The organism is Anaerocolumna sp., from assembly GCF_032079385.1.
Classification (GTDB): domain Bacteria; phylum Bacillota; class Clostridia; order Lachnospirales; family Lachnospiraceae; genus Anaerocolumna.
The window spans coordinates 79,395-98,773 of record NZ_DAMAUC010000002.1; the positions used below are offsets into that span (position 1 = coordinate 79,395).

Below are 19,379 nucleotides of genomic sequence, written 5' to 3' on the forward strand. Positions count from 1 at the left end.
AGTGCATACACTATGAAAAAGAAAATCATACCATTGTTACTTGTAATATGTATGGTTGTAGCATTAACAGGAGGATGCGGCAAGAAAAACGCAAACACTTCCGCCCCATCAACTACGGAAACTGCAGAAACACCCGCAGATTCAGGAAAAGACAATCCAACCAAAGAAACCACCGGTGAAGATACCGATTCTTCTGAACCAAAAGGAAGCACAGAAACTGTTATCTTTACTGACTCAGCAGGCCGTCAGGTAGAGGTTCCCACAAACATTACCCGAATTGCCCCTTCCGGATCCCTTGCTCAAATCGTTCTCTTTGCTTTAGCGCCTGATATGTTCGTAGGCCTTGCAGGCGAATGGGATGCAGAAGCAGAACAATATCTGGACAGCAGCTATTATAATCTTCCTATACTTGGTCAGTTCTATGGAAAAGGCGACTTAAATCTTGAAGAAGTTGTAAAAGCAGATCCTCAGGTAATTATAGACGTTGGTGAATCCAAGTCCACAATTGCTGAAGATATGGATGCCATTGCAGATCAGGTTAATATTCCTACCATACATATTGAAGCAACTACAGAAAGTATGAGTGATGCATACAGAGAATTAGGAAAGCTTTTAGGCAGGGAAGAAGATGCTGAAGTATTAGCAAAGTATTGTGATGAGATCTATGCAAAGACTCAGGATATTATAAATAAAGTTGGAGAAGACGGAAAAGCTAAATTACTTTATTGCACTGGTGACGGACTGAGTGTTCTGGCGAAAGGTTCCTTCCATGCAGAAATACTTGATCAAGTTAGTAATAATTTAGCTGTAGTTGACGATATTTCAAGTAAGGGTTCCGGTAATCCAGTAGATATGGAGCAAATCCTTTTGTGGAATCCGGATGTTATTCTTTTTGCACCGGGAAGCATTTATGATACAGTGGCAACGGATAAAACCTGGCAAGAAGTGTCTGCTGTAAAAAATAACAAATACTTTGAAGTTCCATCCGGCCCTTATAATTGGATGGGTACCCCTCCTTCTGTTAACCGCTATATGGGTATGATATGGATTACACAATTACTATATCCCGATCAGGCTGGATATAATGCTTATGAAGAAGCCGCAAGATACTATGATTTATTCTACCATACCAAATTAACAGAGGATCAATATAATGCTTTAGTTGCTAATTCTCTTATGAAACTTGAAAAGTAATACTAAGAGAAGTAAATACTACATAGTTAAATTACTGTTTTAATGTATCGCATTATAATTTTGCTTTTGTTTTAATATGTCAATTCTATAAATAATTCAGACATACATTAGTTTTTAGCTTAAATGTATGGATGCAAGAAAACCCGGAAATACTGCAACAATTCAAGTCTTTGCAGCATTTCCGGGTTTTAGTTTCAAGTTTCTGCAACTATCTTTCCCATCTCACGAATATCATATCCGCCAATACCTTCGAATTCAATTTTAAATTCATCGGATCTAAGAATATTTAAAACTGTTTTTATTACCGGCAGATCCATGTCCTCTTTCTTTATAACCAACTCATATCTTTCTTTTTGCAGAGGAATAAAGTCAATATCTTTTACCTGATTTGCAATCTTTTCTATTCCTACCGCTACATCAGCCTCCCCCCGTCCAACGGTACTGGCTAATATAAGGTGGGATTGCGCTTCTCTGCTATAACCGTTTATAGCACTACCCCGAATGCCTAATAAGCGAAGTTTTTCATCCAACAGTACACGTGAGCCAGCTCCTTTTTCCCTGTTTATCATAGTAATATCTGACCTTTTTAAATCACTCCATGTAAGAATATTTTTAGGATTTCCCTTTGCCACATAAAATCCCTGCATACGGTAGGTGAGGTGAACAATAACAGCAGGTATTCCCGGCAACAACCTTCTTACGAAGGGAACATTATACTGCCCTGTATCTCCATCCCACATATGGCAAGTGGCTACACTAACATTACCATGATATAATTGACTTAGGCTGTCATAACTTCCTATGTATGAACGAAGTGCCCGGACACCTTTTTCATGCCGTTCAATATAATTGGATAGAATATCAAGCATAAGATCTTGTCCGCAAATTACAAAATTATTTCCTGCCAAATGGTAATTTAGCGGTTTATTTTGATCCGTACTAGATTGGCTAACACTATTCTGTGGTTTTATAGCTTTGGATTGAGCTATATAATTTTCTACATCTTCCACCGAATATCTTAAATTTTTCCCTATTTTATAGGAGTTTAATTCTCCGCGCTTTACTAACTCATAAACAGTATTTTTAGCAATCTTCAATATGTCTGCCACTTCTTGTGTAGTAAGAGCTTTATTATCCACAAAATCACCTCATTCGCTATGTTTAATTATTCTAATTTATTCTACCCTTTAGTTCTACTTAAACTCACAATAAAAAGGATAAAGCAGCCTCTTACATCAATGTTTTTAGATACTCTTGTGCAATAATACCATGTCCAAGAGGGCTTGGATGCACACCATCCGGTGCCAGTTGTTCACAAGAATACTGTTCCACTTCTACTTTTGCAAATATACCATCTAAAGGAACATAGTAATCTGCATACTCTTTTGCAAGCTTTCTCACAACCTGAATCTTAGGATCTAAATCCGCTCTCCATGACTCTCTATCAGGAAGGGAGTTAAGAACAAAGGGTTCTATAATCATAATCTTACATGAAGGCAGATCTGTTTTTATGCGATTTAAAAGCTTTCTATAAGTCATTTCAAATTCTTCCGGCGTAGTTGGATCATTGGAATCGTATTTACGCCAAGTATCATTAATTCCTATTAATATCGAAATAAAATCCGGATGAATTTCTTTTATATCTTCTTCATATCGATTAAGAACATCCTTTACCCGATTACCGGAAATTCCTTTATTAATAAAGGTTACTTCGCTATTGGGAAAGTATAGATTATAAGTTTTTGCAATAATCCCCGGGTATCCATAAGATAAAGATGTAATATCCTCTCTATCCCTTCCGCAATCGGTTACACTATCTCCTTGGAATAACACAACTTGTCCTTTGTTAAAAAATTCTTTCATGATTCCCTCCAATGTATCATATGTTATCAAATAATAATTTATATATCTTGAGTAAAAGGTTGTCCATAACTTGCACCACGCCAGAACCTGCAAGCAAAGTTGCCACCCCTCCACTCATTTTGTACTATATCATGGTCAAAGACCGTGTTCATTTTTATACTTACTAAGAAAATGTAAGTAATATTTTCATTTTCCCATCATCTTCATATTATATCACAAGACAATATAATATGAAGTTCTTTAATAATATTTTCTTTATTATAATTTATTGTTGTTACTGAATCCTTCACACATAGCACTAACGTATAACGAATTATGGATTTATTCTATTTAAGCAATTAGATTCATCTTCTAGTGTTTTCTTGTAAATCATCCACTTGATTTGCTTATTGACATAATCCATAGTTATCCACATTCAAAGTATACTATAAGTGTAGCTATATAGCTATCATAACTTGGGAGTATTTAGATTAAAATATATTTTATAAAGTACATTGGTAAAGGCCTTAGAACACACATTCTAAGACCTTTGCACAAATTCTAATATTTTACATTTGCTCAATCTGACTGGAATGCTTTTTAAAGAAATCCACTTTAGGTTCCAGGAACTTTAGTTTATGCCCGTCAATATCATCTATAATATCATACAAAGTAGAAAAGATATAATCCCAATTCCAAATCCTTTCATCTACATTCAGATATTCTTTTATCATCTCACATCCATTTGGTGCGATTGGATGGAACAAAGCAGCTGCAACTTTAACAACATAAAAGGAATCTAATAATACTTGCTTTCTAAGTTCTTCATTATTAGTTGTTTCAGCTGTCCTCATATTATTAACCCAATATTTATTCATATTTCGTATATAGGTATCCAAAACATAAGTCACGCTATGAAATTCATGATTGTACATATGTCTCTCATAGGTTAAAACTGCTTCCTTTGTTTCTTCCAGAATAGCTTCACTTATTGTGCTCATAGGTATTTTTGAGTCATAATAGCTTTGTGCGGTATAAAAACAGGACCTGACTAACCGATTGAATACATTCGTTAACAGATTACCCTCTTTTAACACCATATCCGCTCCCGCTCTCTCTTCTTCCGGCATATATACCTGAGGCTGGAAGCTGACACTTTTTGTTGATAAGCCAAGACTTAGAAAATGCATTCTTAATTGTTCAGAAGTATAATACTCCAACAAATCCTTTGCCATAGGTGGTTTCACATTACTGCTGCTGCTTGCCTTTTTATCCATAAACAGAATATGTCTGTTTGCGATGATGTGAGGAAGTGGTATTTCTTTCATATCAGGTACTTCCTCTTTGGTGTATTCGAGAGCTGTAAATAATGCCATCTCTGCGATTCCATAAAAGTAAACATTATCCTCACCTATAAATTGATATACAACAGAATCTTTTGAGTTCCACCACTTACCCCATTCGCTGCTATCCTTTGAACTCTCCTTTAGATAAGCTCTTGTAAATGATATAGGTGCCCAAAGGGATTCCGGCCAAACCCAGAAAGTTAAGTCTTTTAAATCTTCTTTTTCAGGAACTTTTACACCCCATGAAATATTACCGGAGAGACGGAATGGAACTAAGGTTTTCCCTGTCCGATAACGAATTCCCTTTTGTGCAAAAACTTCTCTTGCCATATCTCTATCTTTCAATGTTTCAAAAACAAAGGTTACGGAAGCTTTCTTTTCTTCCGCGAGAATACTGTGCTTTGGAAGTGATTTTCTTAAATCCTCTAATTCATTCTCCTCCCCCAATAATTCTTTCTTTACATAGATATAAGGGGGCTTTAGAAATTCTTCAATCGTATTAATAATATATTTGCGGGTATTAGAATCGGATTTCAGATAATCCATCCTTTCCCTCAGCATATCCACACAATCATCTAAATCAAAATACCAGTTTACAACATCCTTTAATTCAGGCAGTTTACCGGATAAAGTACTTTTTGGGCCAATCAACTCACTTGGCATATACTGATGCCCTAAGGAACACTCATCTGCATAGCCTTTATCAGAATTACAGCCATCTATGGGACATCTGCCCTCCACCTGTCTGCCGTTCAAAAACACATGAAAATCGGGATCATAAAACTGTGGATTGGACATCTTGGTCAGATACCCATTTTCATAAAGCTTTTCAAAGACCTCATTAGATACTTCCTGATGTACCCTTCCTCCTTCATCCAGTGCAGAAGCACCATAAAGATTCAGACTGATATCGTATTCATCTAAAGTTTCTTTTTGGAAATCATGATTCATGAGGACATATTCTTCAATAGACCCGTTAAACTCTCCTTTTTCCGTAAGTTTACGGTAACTTTCCAGTATGGGAGAACCATAGCAATCGGTTCCGGATACGAAGATTACATTTTCTTTACCAATTCTATCACGCAAAAATCTGGCAAATGTATCCGCATGTATAAACACACCGCCAATATGTCCAAAATGAAGTTCTTTATTACCGTAAGGCATACCGGCTGTAACCACTGCTCTTTTAGGAAATTCCGGTCTCTCATAACTGCTAAAATCTCTTTTATTGCCTTTTTTCATATTTTCACTAAACCTTTCTTTTAAAATACTAACTTTGGATATTGTCAAATCATTTTACAGAAAAATTTTAAGATAAAAAGTATAAAAAAAACACCTCCTACAATTTAATTAGTAGGGGCGAGTTCGTTCGCGGTACCACCCTATTTTATTAATATGTCGCCATATTAACCTTGCAGAGTACAAATCATACTCCTGTTCTGTAACGTGAACTCACGTCATAGCATCACTTTATAAAAAGATCCGTATGCAGCTCCGAGGCTTGTTTCATCATAAATCTGCTACTCCTTCTCAGCAACCGGAGTTCTCTGTAAACTTCATATAAGATTACTCTTCTCTTCATAGCCTTTATTTTTTCATAGTATATGGTAATAGTATACCTTTGTCAAGAGAAATTTATTTATAAACAAATACAGAGAAATTAATCTTATACTAATTATTAATTAAAAACATATAACTCTGTCCGATTTTTGATAATGTCTTTATATACCACACATGATTATGTCCCATAATATTTTATATGGTATACTTAAAAGAAAGACATCATTTCTATTTACAACAATAAGTACTGGGATATGAACTTTACTCATTGTTGTAAATTACTCGAAAAGGTAAAACAGTGAAGCAAATTATTCTTGAACTCCTACATAAAAAGAATACAACGCAAAATTTTCGCTTTCTATACATCATAACAAATCTATATTCATTCAGCAGCCAGAATTTCTAAAACATCTTCCGTATGATTTTGTTTCAGAATCAATGCTGACTGCATAATAAACAGAATATATCCTAATGTCTATTAGCCCCGTTTTAGATAAATAAATCTTCTTTCTTTATTTTATTATAATATAGAATTAAAGTAAGAATGAAATAAGTAAATGAAGTAACTGCACAAATAAATATGTTGCTATCAATAAAAGACATTGGTGCATCATTAGTGAATAAAGAAAGCATTCCTGTAGGAGATATATATTTTGATTTTGTAAAACTATCACATATTCCTAATGTAATAATTAGGATTATAGATCCAATAGTTAAAATTGCTTTAGTATGTATTGCAGTAGAAAAAATAGCAATAATACCTGTTAAAGCCATCATCGGGAATATAGTCATCAGATAAATACCAAGTACCTCCAGTAGGTTTACAATTGTCACACCCTTAGTACCAAAAACGATGGAGCCCAAAACCAATCCAAGTATAAACATCCATAGAATAAACATTAGATTTATACAAAATGAATAGATAAACTTACCTAAAGCATACTGTTTTCGCTGAATCCCTGTTAACAAAAGATACTTATAATTTCCAGTTAAAATATCATCAGTAAATATATTTATTATATTAAGAGCCACAACAATTAACGAAAACTGTGTTGTTCCTCCATATACTAAATCTGTACTTGCTAATTTCAAATAATTAACAACATTTAAATTATTAATTAAATATTTCATATTATTAGGAAAATCATCCCTATTAACGAAACTTCCACTATACGCTTTAATAGATATGATACAAAACAAGATTCCATAGATTAACATAATAAAGCCTGTTTTATGTGCTGTAAATTTTAAATTCTCATTTTTAATTAGATTTTTTTGATATTTCATATCCAGAATTCCTTTCTTTTAAAATAAAAGAGGCTTAAAAAATACATAATAATACTATATAAGCTAACTGTAATTAAAGATAAAGTGCGTTGGACTTTGCTACCATATAAATACATCAGATGTATAATAGGATTTGAAATACTAAAAAAGCTAAATTTCATTAAAATATTATCAACGATATAAAAAACAATAAAAACAACTAAAGATATTGCAACTACCTTATCAAATTTATTAAATAAAATCGATAAAAGTCCAACTAAAAATACAAAGGGTAAAATGCCCAAATTACAATATAAATACCTTAAGTATATCCGTAAATATTCAAGAGTAAATACTCCATGAAAGTTTCTTGCGAGTATTCCACTTAATATAGTTGTACATATAAAAAATGTAATACTATTTATAATAATTACAAAAAAACAAAACAAAACTTTAGATGTTATAAATTTCCATCTTTTAATATTACTAATTAATATATATTTATCTATACCTGACTCTTGTTCCTCACAAAAAATGTTACTACATATAACAATAGAAATTATAGGTATTAATATCGACATTAAACCAGATAAAACACCTATGGGATTTATATATACGTTTATTAGTTCAAGAAATGTAATATTTGAAGGAACATTTGAAGAAACATACATCAATATATTTAACGAAATTGTACTAAAGAAAATGATAAAAGTGTATATCAGCCATTTCTTTAAAAAAAATTTACTACTTTCATTCTTTAATAATCCTATCATATTACACACCTATAATACACTTAGAAAAAAGGATTCTAAGTTTCTTTCTGTTTTACTAATAGATTGTATTTCAATATTGTTATTGATTAATTCTTTATTTATGATTCCTATAGTTCCTTTGTCAATTTGAACATGTATTTCATTATTATTTATTTCTATATATCTTACAATCATTAACTTCTCAAGGATGCTTTTAACTTCTAAGGCAGATTTTACCTTAATAATATATTCATCGTATTTACTTTCTAATAAATCTGATACTTCTCCTTGAGCTACCAATTTACCTTTATTAATAATTGCAACTTTATCACACATTTCCTGAATTTCACTTAAATTATGAGAGGAAATAATAAATGTTTTTTTGTTTACTTGAGACAACTTTTTTATCAAATTTCTAATCTCAACTACACCTATAGGATCTAGTCCATTAGTTGGTTCGTCAAGGATTACTATTTCAGGATCATTAATAAAAGCTCTAGCTATCGCTAATCTTTGCTTCATGCCTAAAGAATATTGACTTACCTTTTTATTTGCAGCTTTTTCTAGACCCACAAGCGTCATTACTTCATTAATTCTAGTTTTAGGAAGATTATACAAATTTATATATATTTCAAGATTTTTATATCCTGACATATAATCATAAAAACATGGTGCCTCTATCATGGCTCCCATTTTATCTAATATTTTATTTTTTTCTATACTTATATCATTTCCGTATATTTGTACTCTACCGGAAGTTGGTGAAACAAGTCCTAATATCATTTTTATAGTAGTACTTTTACCAGCTCCATTAGGACCTAATAGCCCATATATATCTCCATTTCCAACATTAAAATTTAAATGATCTACAATTGTCTGCTGCTTGATTTTCTTGGTTAAATCTTCTACTAAAATTATATTAGTGTCCATTTTTATTCGCCCCTTTTTTTAAGTCTAGATTTTATTCTTGTAATTATAATTATTATATTATATAATAAGTAAATTTTAATCTCCATGAGTCCATCCCATAGATTGTTATTAGATGAAAAACCAACATAAAAATTGTAAGTAATTTGTGATAATTGAGATACCACTAAATATCCTAGCGTAAGTCATGTCGTTTTTTCTCTGTATCAACAGGAGCGAATTTACCTACAACAAAAAGGGATATAATTAATAAGCTTATGCTGTATATATTAGAAACTTCAATACGGGTTAAATAATAACTAGTAAGTACTACAGTAAAAGAAATTATTATCGAAAACAAAAAGCATTTTCTTAATGAATTAGCATGGTATCCACCTGCATAAGTTCTTAATAAGCTATATGCCATTAAGAAAATAATGGTATTAGGAAATGTATCTGTTAATAACCCTATTGCCAGAAATATACAAGTATGTATTATCTTTAAAATATAACATTCCAGTCCATACATATAAATCTCTTTATTCTCTTCCTCAATTATCTGATATTGTATTAACTTGGATATATATTTTTCAGTAATTATATTCATCAAAACTTTCTTAATTCCTTTATTTTATTTGGAAGCTTTTTTTGATAAGCATAAAATATACATTCTGAGTTAGCTACTTTCTCTGCTGTTTTATAAGCCCTTTCCGCAATGTGTTCTAATACCTTTTTTTCTATATTCATCTAATCACTTCCTCCTTTGTTTGTATCTGTATACTAATACTTATTATTTAAATATTCAATACGATATGTATAACACAAAAAATTAATAGCCTAACACACAAAATTTTCATGATTTAGTCATATTTTACATGTATAGCTTCCAATAGATGATATTTACCAGGCTCTAAATGAAGAACAGGGCATGCTAGCATGAAGCTGTTACCAAGAAATATGAAAAGGCAAATTTTCCAAATGCGTTGAAACTGGAATGCAATAAAAGCCTTATATTGGGCAACATTTGAAGCAGTGAATAAACGGACGACCGCTATAAGAAACTGCTGTAAATTTTAGAAAAAACTGTCCATCATGTATAAAGGACGATTACACGAATAGAAAAAAAGCATGTCAGAAATCCTGAAAATCCAGGGTTTTATTGACATACCTAAATTTAAAAGTTATAGTTTTAGCAAGGCAAAGGTAAAACTATATTCACATAAAATTGATTAGTTTCATTGGATATTGACATATATCCTCTATACTTTTTAACTATTTCATTAACATTTACCAAGCCTAATCCTTGGTGGTTACCCTTGGTTCTTTTTTTTTTCTCTTTATTATCTGTAATTGGAGTTTTAGTATTACAAATATTAATTATTATATTCTCATTGAATTCTTTCATTTGTATAAGAATTTCAGGTCGCATACCGGGGCTTAATTTGAGACATTCTTCAAACGCATTGTCTAATAAATTATGAAATATAACAGTTATATCTATATCTGTTATAAAACTTATATTGCAGTCCATAATCTTAACTTTAAAAGAAATTTGATTTTCTGTAGCAATCCTAAATTTATCATTTAATATTATATTTAATATTTTGTTTTTTGTAAATATTTTAACAGCATTATTATCAATTAATTCGGTAAGATTATTTTCATATTTCTTAGCAGTAATATAATCATTTTTCTTATATAAACTTTCTATTACAGCCAAATGTTTTTTCACATCATGTAACATTTTTCTTGAATCCGTAAATTTTACTTCTAAATTTCTATAATAGTTATATTGAATTTTTACTTGATTCTCAAGTATATCTAATTTGTATTTTGTTAAATTTGATTGAGACATTATGTCTAATAACTCGACAAAAAATATATTTAATAATACCGTAAATAGAATACATAAAAAACCAAGGATGTTAAGCATGTCTACTTTTTCATTCATTAATAATTGCATTATTGTATAAATATTCAGTATGCTAAATGTTGGTAAGGCAATATATAAGTAGCCCATCCTACTGCTCAACCAATTGGTATCTTTATCAATAAATAGGTTTATTACAATTCGGTATATTAATAAAATTATAATAGCTGAAATTAAATTATACAACAAATGATTATTTTTATAATTTATAGAGGAATTGATTTCAGAGAAAATAAGGTCAAGAGCAATAATGGTAATCTCTTCTATTATCCCTAGAATAACAATAAATGAAACATTATAAATATATTTCCACTTATTATCACTTGCAAAAAAGGCATCACCTATACATATTGTAATACAAATAAAAAAAACCATGTTTAAAAAAGGAACTTGAAAATAATTAATAAATGCAGCGAAAAAACTGCAGGCAATTCCCATTACCGAACATCTTTTACTGTTGTACTTTGGGGTATACATCTTATTCATGAAGTTAAATATAATGTAAACAGTTGTTATACACGATAACAACTGTACAATAAACAATTTTAAATTTTCCATTATTTTTGCTCCGATAAATATTATTGAAATATAATTTTTCTTAAAAAGTTATCCCACTCAGCCCTAAATATTTTAGAATACTTTTGAGATAAAGGGATTATACTCCCATTCATTAGTGTAATATCGTAACCTTTTATTAATTTTACGTGATACAAATTTACGACAAAACTTTTATGAGACATACAAAAATCATATTCACTCATGTTTTCTGCTATCATAGAAATTTTTTCATTATGTATTATAAATATTTTATTATTTGTTGTATGGAAAGTAACTTTTCTATTTACAAATTCAAAATATAAAATGTCGTTTGTATAGAAAGATTCTAATCCATCAATGAGTAAAAATCTCACCTCATGATATTGCGTATCTATAATACTTGGTGTATATAAAATTGATTCTTTCAATATTTTTTGTACCATTTCCTTCTTTATCGGTTTAACAAGATAGGCAAAAGCGTGTACTAAAAAAGCTATATCCTTATATTCTGTATAATATGTTAGATATATAATTTTTACATTAGTATCTACTTTGCGTATTAATTTTGCCAATTCTAGTCCATTAATTATTGGCATCTCAATATCTAAAAATAAAATATCAAATCTTATATCTTCTTTTAATAACTGTTTTCCATTACTATATGTATGAATGTCAATTTGCTCATTTGTAGATTCAAGAATTATATTTTTTAATTTTCTAATAATCTTGGTATCATCATCGCATATACCAATGGTAAGCATGTATTCACCTTGTATAATGAAAGCATAGGGAAATCCAGTATACATTTTCCTTCCTAGATTATTTTCTATATAATCTAAAATAGAAGCTGTTGATTAGTTTTATCACCTACAACAGCTTCACTTAACAGCTGATGTTTCCTTGAAAGGTTCACAATACTTCTTAGAAAATAACATCAATAATTTAGAACACTATTGGTGCCATGATAAGTAATTTATAAACATATATTGGTGTTATACCACTTAATACAGTTTTATTCCATTCTCGATAATATCCCAAAACTTATCTACATCAATATCTATGCCAACATAGCTATTAGGCTCTTTTTTCAGATACCCAAAATAATCGCAATTAGTACGTCCATAACTTTGCGTACTGCGAATATCAATCTCCGTATGCATGGCTTTGGTAGTTACCACAGATGGGTCAACTAAATAGGCAATAGTTACCGGATCATGCAAAGGACCGCCATCCAATCCAAACACTTTTTTTTGTGATTGATTATAAAAACTCATTAAATCTACAAATAATTTAGACGCTTTGTTTTCCGCTTTTCCCATTCTTTCTACTACACTTGGATAGCAAAGCACTTTTCTAGTAACATCCAGACCAAACATAATGACTTTTCTTCCCGATGTAAATACAACATGAGCAGCATCGGCATCGGCTATAATGTTAAATTCTGCAGCAGGTGTTACATTTCCTAACTGATAGGAACCACCCATAAGGACAAATTGTTTTATTTTAGTTGTTATTGCAGGTTCCAATCTAAGTGCCATAGCATAATTAGTTAATGGTCCAGTAGATACCAAAGTAATATCCCCATCGGAGGCCATTAAAGTATCTATTATAAATTGAACTGCATGCTTATTCTCCACCTTTTTGGCAAGAGGATCAAAATGAGTTCCATCTAGGCCTGTCTCTCCATGAATATCATCTGCTATTTTTCGCTCTCGTATCATGGGCCTGTCACAACCTTGATATACAGGTATATCAAGTCCCAGGTGCTGGCATAGATTTAAAGCATTAATTGTTGTTTTCTCTAACGTTTGATTCCCAGCTACAATGGTAATTCCCAATATATCTATAGCAGGACTGCTTCCCGCTAACATAATGGCTACTGCATCATCATGACCGGGGTCGCAATCAAGTATGATTTTTTGTTTTTTCATGTTATCTTTATATATTGGATTTAATGGCATATGTATCATATCTCCTTTTCTAAGCATTGGGGTACATGTTTAATATGTTATGCTATATTCTTTATCATATATTTTTTGAAATAATAGTAACTATAATATACCATATATTAGAAAATATGGCTACCATTAACTCTTATCTCTTTTACTTCATTTGATACAACAGTTGTATTTTCATACTTATTCTCAAAATATATTACTAATATAAACATCGTTTTAAGGATAATTTATCTTATAGCCAAGGCTATTTTTATAGATAATTTATTTTACCATCGAAACTATCAGCTCACTCATTTCTTCTGGTGTCTTTCTTGGATTTTCTGAACACCAAACAAGTGTTACTTTCCAAAAACCTGCAAGCTTAAAAGCAAATTCATATTTATGCTGATTATATTTGCTCATCACGTCTTCATAATTCATATTCTGAGGTATATGTCCTACTTTTAATGCAACTTCATAGATAAGCTCAAGTAAATTATCCTCTATATAATAAAGTAAATGTGCCTTGTTCAATAAAAGCAGTAGTTCAATATAATTTTCCCAAAATTCAAAATACGATTTAGTGATAGTTGCCAAAGTATCTGCATGATTTATCATTACCGTATTTGCAAATTGATTCATTAGAAAATTCGTTGTATATTCCATAACTTCATCTTTTGTTTTGAAATAACGGTAAAATGTTCTTCTTCCCAGTCCTGCTTTATTTACGATTTGGGCTATTGTTATGTCCTGATATTCTTTATATTTTAATAATTCGATTAGTGCTTCAATGATCCATTTTTTCGTTTTATTTTCTTCTAATATTTCCATCCATACAGCTCCCATCTGTGGCACAAAAGCAAATATTTGTATCACTTTCCTGTGTGCCATTGTATTGTGGTTTTAAGAGTATTATACTAAAAACATTATCAATGCACAAGTGTGTCATTTACCTAAAACTATCTTAAACTATATGGATTTACAGATAGTTTATATTTTAAATTACTGGTTAGTTTTACCTAACCCAAAAGGATGTGCATATCAGAAGGGAGAAACAGTATGAACTTATTAAGCGTAAAAAATTTAACTAAAAAATATGACGATATGATCGCTGTTGATAATATCAGCTTTCATGTAGAGAAGGGAGATATTCTAGGACTTGTAGGCCCAAATGGCGCAGGTAAAAGTACGGCAATTAACATGATCTCCGGGTTGTTAATACCTAATGAGGGAGAAATTTTCTTTGAGGACAATATAGCTTTTAAAAACTGGCACCCTAATATTGGATTAGTACCACAGGACTTGGCCATTTATCCCGATTTGTCCGCGGAAGAAAATGTATCTTTTTTTGCAGCACTATACGGATTAAGCAATGCCGAATTAAAATTCCGTGTACATGAAGCATTAAAAACGGTAGGACTTGAGAATCATAAAAACAAACGGGTAGATAAATTTTCCGGCGGAATGAAACGTCGCATTAATATTGCTTGTGCAATTGCTCATAACCCTAAACTTATCATTATGGATGAACCAACAGTAGGAATTGACCCCCAATCTAGAAATTTTATTTTAGATAGTATAAGGAAGTTACAACAAAAGGGTACAACTATTATATACACTTCTCATTACATGGAAGAAGTGGAGGAAATATGCAACAAAATATTACTTATAGACCACGGTAAAATTGTTTTAACCGGAACGATTGATGAAATTAAATCCAAATATAAAAAAGGAAAAGTACTGGTTATCAGCATAGATACGAAAGAATTTGACTTTACAAATCTAAAAGAAAAGCTACAAGATATATTAGGGATTAATGAAGTAATTAAGAAAGCTAATATAATTACCTTATATTGCAATGAAAACATGAATGATTATGCTTCTATATTCCAGATTCTCAAACAATCTAAAATTAACATAATTGGGATTGAAAATAAAACACCCAAACTGGAAGAAGTATTTTTATCATTGACCGGAAAGGGGCTTAGAGATTGATGTTTGCCAAAATGTACATAAAAGAAATAAAGCAATTCTTCAGAAAACCATTTAATATTTTGTTTATGTTAGTAGTACCGATTTGCCTTATTCTGCTTATGGGTTATGCAATGTCGAATATTGTCGGCAGAACTGAATCAAACATAAATACTGACAGCACTGTTCTTTATATTGTGGAAAGTGGTAGTAATGAACAATATCAACAAAATTTTAAGCAATTTAAAAGCTATGTTAATAAAAGCATGAATATAAAGTTTATAGAAATACATGATTTCAATAGTGGCTGTGAGGATGTAAATAAACAAAATGCTATTGCTTTGATACAGTTGTCAGATAACGGATTTTACTATTATCGTTCTCCATATAATGAGCCAGCAGAAAGTAAAATACTAAGAGCTGCTTATAAGAATATCTTAGGTAGAACAGAAAATTTAGAATCTAATTCCATTGAAATGGTGGAAGTCAAACAAAAAACCATCAATTCTTATACCTATTTTACATTTGCAGAATTAGGTCTCATTATAATGTATTTAAGCCTTATTGTAGGTCAAAGTATCTTTATAGAAAAAGAAACAAAAACGTTTGAACGAATTTATATTTCAAAAGCAAATATAAATAAAACACTTATTAGCAAAGTAGCTTTGGGATGTACCATAGGCTTATTGCAAATTCTTCTGGTTTACTTAGTTTCATCTTTGATTTTGAATATAAGTTGGGGAAAATACTTTATATTGATATATGCCCTTTATCTATTACTTTCACTACTTAGTTCTACATTAGGAGCCATCATGGGGCTATTTATCCAAAAGAAAGCTGTACTGAATGATAGTATACTTATTATTTCAATTTCTTTCGGGCTGTTAGGTGGCGGTTTAACACCTTTATCATTTTTGGATTCTATAAAAATAGTGTCTTTCATTTGCAAACTCAGTCCTTTATATTGGATTACCAACTCTGCCATTTCTCTATCAAGTGGAAAAATCAATACAGAATTTGTGATTGCTGTCATTCTTTGCTTACTTATTATCATTTTCATGGTACTTATCTATTCTATTTTAAAAAAGGCAGAAAAGATAAAGGGGGTATATCTCTATGAATAATATCTTAAAAAATTCGTGGACATTATTCACACGAAATAAAGAATACTTTTCAACTATTGTTTTAACACCTATATTTATGTTGTTGATTTTCTCCTTTGTTTTGTCCTTCCGTTCAAAAGTCAATATTGCATTTATCAATCTAGACAAAGGAGAATTGGGGGAATTAATAGAAAATACGATATATGATATGGATTTTTTAAATCCTTTTACTATTGATTTAGATGCGATTGAACAGAATATTATCAATGATAAAATTGACTTGGCTATTATAGTTGAAAAAAACGCCTCAGAATCTGATTCTGAAAAAGATATTCCAGTAAGAATTATAAAAGCAAAAGATTCTACTCTGGCTGATTTTATAGGAGTAGTTTTAAATTCTAAAATTCAGCAGTATAAAATGAATACTACTAATAATATTGTACTCTCTCAAAATGATGTCCCACGAAAAGGTGTACCTGTTACTAACGCACTTGGAATTATTATTTTTAAAATGATTGGATCTGGTTCCTTATTAGCTGGTTTAATAATCGCTGAAAAGAATACTGGAATACGAAATAGAATCTATATGAGCAAAACAAAACTTTCAACTTACTTATTTGGACGTGGTAGTGTATTTTTTGTTCATTTATTATTATTTTCATTGATTTACTTTGTAACTGGGAAATTATTTCACTTTGATTTTGGAATGAAGTATCCGACACAAATTATTGTAATATTCGGGATTCTGGGGATATTCACAACTGCCGTTGGATTAATGCTGGCAGCATTTATTAATGATGAAAATATGGTATGGAATTTTGGGGTCCTGATACTGCTTCCAACTTCTATATTATCAGGAGCCTTATTCCCATTTTCTTCAATGCCTAAATCACTTCAAATACTTGGTAATATATTTCCTCAAAGGTGGATTATGATATCCATTGAAAAACTGCAAAAAGGAGGAATGCTAACAGATACACTATTTCCATTGTCAGGTGTATTCGCATTATCAATTATTATGTTTATAGTAGCAAGTATTCGCATAAACAAAAGCAAAGCTTAATTAAAAATGTAGAACATTACATTTTTGGCAACAAGCTACGACAACAGCCTACAAAAGAAAATAGAATCCACCCCAGACTGTATCCGCACAGCCGGGGTGGATTCTATACAATATTATAATGCTTATAAAGAAATAATTTTCTAAAAAAGAGCTGCTATCCTATTAACCCAAACACAGCCAACAACAGCCCGAATCCGGTAGTAGCAATGCTGCATACATCACTACTCACCTATCCTAAGATTTCTTCCAATTCCTCACGGGTTAAAGTATTAATAAATACTTCCTTAGACTGAATAACAGAATCGGATAAATTTTTCTTCTTCTTTTGCAATTTATAAATCTTTTCTTCAATAGTACTTTTGGTAATCAGCTTAATTACATGGACGGATTTCATTTGACCTATACGGTAAGCTCTGTCGGTGGCTTGGTCTTCTACTGCCGGATTCCACCATGGATCATAATGGATAACCGTATCTGCACCGGTTAAGTTAAGACCGGTTCCGCCTGCCTTTAGAGAGATTAAGAACACTTTCCCTTCTCCCTGGTTAAAGCGTTTAACATAGTCATTTCGATCCTGTATTTTTGTTGAGCCTGCCAGATAAAAGCATCCGATATCTTCTTTTTGTAATTCCGTCTCAATAATAGAAAGCATGGACGTAAATTGAGAAAATACAAGTATTCGGTGTTCATTGGCAATAGCATCCGTTATAATCTCCATTAACAATTCTAGTTTTCCGCTTCCACCGGTATAGTTATTGATAAAAGTACTTGGATGACAGCATATTTGACGAAGTCTGGTTAAAGCAGCAAGTATTTTCATCTTACTCTTTTCAAAGCCATTTTCTTTAATTTCTGTATTGATTTCACTTTTAACATTCTCCATAAAGGATACATATATCTTCTTCTGTTCCTCTACCATATCTGTAAGCATCTTTTCTTCCACTTTATCAGGAAGCTCATGCAATACGTCTTTTTTCATTCTTCTTAATATGAAAGGGGTAATGCGTCTGTTTAAATCTTTTAATTTATCTTCTTCCTCTTTCATAATAGGTTTTTCATATATATTTACGAATTTAGAATGACTAAACAAGTAATTTGGCATGATAAAGTCAAAGATGGACCATAATTCGGACAAGGAATTCTCAATTGGCGTACCTGTTAGAGCAAATTTGTGCTTTGCCCTTATGAGTTTAACAGACTTTGCATTGAGAGAATCGGCATTCTTAATATATTGAGCCTCATCAATAAATACGGTATGAAATTGTATTTTCTCATATAATTCTATATCTCTTCGTATTAAGGGATAGGAAGTGATGATTATATCTGCTTTCCTGTCCGATTCAATCAGCTCTTGTCTTTCTTTTGGCGAACCGGTAATCACTTCTGTTGTCAAATGAGGAGCGAAATTATCTACTTCATCCTGCCAGTTGTATATAAGTGATGAAGGACAAACAATTAAAAACCTTACTTGTACAGGTTCTTCCTCCAAAGGTACTTCCTTCGAAGATGCTTCCTTTGCAGATTCTTTCTTTGTGCTTACACCTATTTCAGATTCCTTCTTTTTAACATTGCTATTTTTCTTCTTAGATTCCTCAAGAAGAGAAGCCATATATACAATAGATTGTAATGTCTTACCAAGACCCATATCATCTGCAAGAATTCCACCCAGGTTATTATTTGCTAAAGTTCTAAGCCACTTATATCCGGTCATCTGATAAGGGCGCAGAGTAGCCTCGATTCCGTCGGGTACCAGATACTTTGTTATGCTGGGATTTAAGATACTATCTACCAAAGCAGAAAAATCTGCATTTTTTTCCACTTCCAAATCTAATTCTGAAAATGCATTATTTAAATATACTGCAGCATTCTTGGATACTTCTATTTTTTCTTTATCCAGTTCTTTACCCGAAACATTCAGCTTACTTAAAATATCCCATACATTCTTAATACTCTCATCTTCCAGATTAATAAA

17 protein-coding genes and 1 other annotated feature are annotated in these 19,379 nt (G+C 31.3%); of the genes, 4 read left to right on the top strand and 13 right to left on the bottom strand.

Going from position 1 to position 19,379, the window contains the following annotated elements; translation table 11 throughout:
- Positions 1-12: 12 nt before the first annotated feature.
- The gene (locus tag RT261_RS02070; RefSeq protein ID WP_313128751.1) at positions 13-1,194 is read left to right on the top strand and encodes an ABC transporter substrate-binding protein; all 1,182 of its coding nucleotides are present in this window, start codon (positions 13-15) and stop codon (positions 1,192-1,194) included.
- A 194-nt stretch (positions 1,195-1,388) separates the two neighbouring features.
- Here RT261_RS02070 and RT261_RS02075 read toward each other — a convergent pair whose 3' ends face one another.
- From RT261_RS02075 to RT261_RS02125, 12 genes are all read right to left on the bottom strand, one after another.
- Entirely contained in the window at positions 1,389-2,333 is a 945-nt protein-coding gene (locus RT261_RS02075) for a helix-turn-helix transcriptional regulator (protein WP_313128753.1), read from the bottom strand.
- A 91-nt stretch (positions 2,334-2,424) separates the two neighbouring features.
- The gene (locus RT261_RS02080) at positions 2,425-3,057 is read right to left on the bottom strand and encodes an SGNH/GDSL hydrolase family protein (RefSeq protein WP_313128756.1); all 633 of its coding nucleotides are present in this window, start codon (positions 3,055-3,057) and stop codon (positions 2,425-2,427) included.
- A 548-nt stretch (positions 3,058-3,605) separates the two neighbouring features.
- Positions 3,606-5,624, bottom strand: a complete 2,019-nt coding sequence (locus RT261_RS02085; RefSeq protein WP_313128758.1) for a class I tRNA ligase family protein — start codon at positions 5,622-5,624, stop codon at positions 3,606-3,608.
- Positions 5,625-5,734: 110 nt separating this feature from the next.
- Positions 5,735-5,973: a binding site (T-box leader), on the bottom strand.
- 458 nt (positions 5,974-6,431) lie between these two features.
- A complete protein-coding gene (locus RT261_RS02090; protein ID WP_313128761.1) occupies positions 6,432-7,229 on the bottom strand; it encodes a hypothetical protein in 798 nt (265 codons plus the stop codon).
- Positions 7,226-7,981, bottom strand: coding sequence for an ABC transporter permease (locus RT261_RS21095; protein ID WP_442871756.1), 756 nt, complete (start codon positions 7,979-7,981; stop codon positions 7,226-7,228). Before RT261_RS21095 ends, RT261_RS02090 begins: the two co-directional genes overlap by 4 nt.
- 9 nt (positions 7,982-7,990) lie before the next feature.
- Entirely contained in the window at positions 7,991-8,890 is a 900-nt protein-coding gene (locus tag RT261_RS02095; RefSeq protein ID WP_313128763.1) for an ABC transporter ATP-binding protein, read from the bottom strand.
- Between the two features lie 172 nt (positions 8,891-9,062).
- On the bottom strand, positions 9,063-9,473 hold the full coding sequence (locus RT261_RS02100; RefSeq protein ID WP_313129297.1) for an accessory gene regulator ArgB-like protein: 411 nt from the start codon (positions 9,471-9,473) through the stop codon (positions 9,063-9,065).
- Entirely contained in the window at positions 9,473-9,613 is a 141-nt protein-coding gene (locus RT261_RS02105; RefSeq protein WP_313128766.1) for an AgrD family cyclic lactone autoinducer peptide, read from the bottom strand. Before RT261_RS02105 ends, RT261_RS02100 begins: the two co-directional genes overlap by 1 nt.
- Before the next feature lie 442 nt (positions 9,614-10,055).
- Positions 10,056-11,282 (bottom strand): sensor histidine kinase, encoded by a 1,227-nt coding sequence (locus RT261_RS02110; RefSeq protein ID WP_313128768.1) that lies wholly within the window; start codon positions 11,280-11,282, stop codon positions 10,056-10,058.
- A gap of 92 nt (positions 11,283-11,374) precedes the next feature.
- Positions 11,375-12,139 carry a LytR/AlgR family response regulator transcription factor gene (locus tag RT261_RS02115; protein ID WP_313128771.1) on the bottom strand — a complete coding sequence of 255 codons (765 nt, stop codon included), beginning with the start codon at positions 12,137-12,139 and terminating at the stop codon, positions 11,375-11,377.
- A gap of 195 nt (positions 12,140-12,334) precedes the next feature.
- Positions 12,335-13,264: a nucleoside hydrolase gene (locus RT261_RS02120; protein ID WP_313129298.1), complete on the bottom strand. Its 930-nt coding sequence runs from the start codon at positions 13,262-13,264 to the stop codon at positions 12,335-12,337.
- 288 nt (positions 13,265-13,552) lie between these two features.
- Positions 13,553-14,101 (bottom strand): TetR/AcrR family transcriptional regulator, encoded by a 549-nt coding sequence (locus RT261_RS02125; RefSeq protein WP_313128773.1) that lies wholly within the window; start codon positions 14,099-14,101, stop codon positions 13,553-13,555.
- Between the two features lie 228 nt (positions 14,102-14,329).
- Between RT261_RS02125 and RT261_RS02130 the strand changes: the two genes are divergently transcribed.
- From RT261_RS02130 to RT261_RS02140, 3 genes are read left to right on the top strand one after another with little or no spacing between them, the layout of a single operon-like run.
- On the top strand, positions 14,330-15,265 hold the full coding sequence (locus RT261_RS02130; RefSeq protein ID WP_313128775.1) for an ABC transporter ATP-binding protein: 936 nt from the start codon (positions 14,330-14,332) through the stop codon (positions 15,263-15,265).
- Complete coding sequence (locus RT261_RS02135; RefSeq protein WP_313129301.1) at positions 15,265-16,365, top strand: ABC transporter permease; 1,101 nt, start codon at positions 15,265-15,267, stop codon at positions 16,363-16,365. The genes RT261_RS02130 and RT261_RS02135 overlap by 1 nt, the downstream gene beginning before the upstream one ends.
- Positions 16,358-17,407, top strand: a complete 1,050-nt coding sequence (locus RT261_RS02140) for an ABC transporter permease (protein ID WP_313128779.1) — start codon at positions 16,358-16,360, stop codon at positions 17,405-17,407. Before RT261_RS02135 ends, RT261_RS02140 begins: the two co-directional genes overlap by 8 nt.
- Before the next feature lie 229 nt (positions 17,408-17,636).
- Here RT261_RS02140 and RT261_RS02145 read toward each other — a convergent pair.
- The coding region (locus tag RT261_RS02145; protein WP_313128781.1) for a DEAD/DEAH box helicase at positions 17,637-19,379 on the bottom strand (1,743 nt) is incomplete at its 5' end.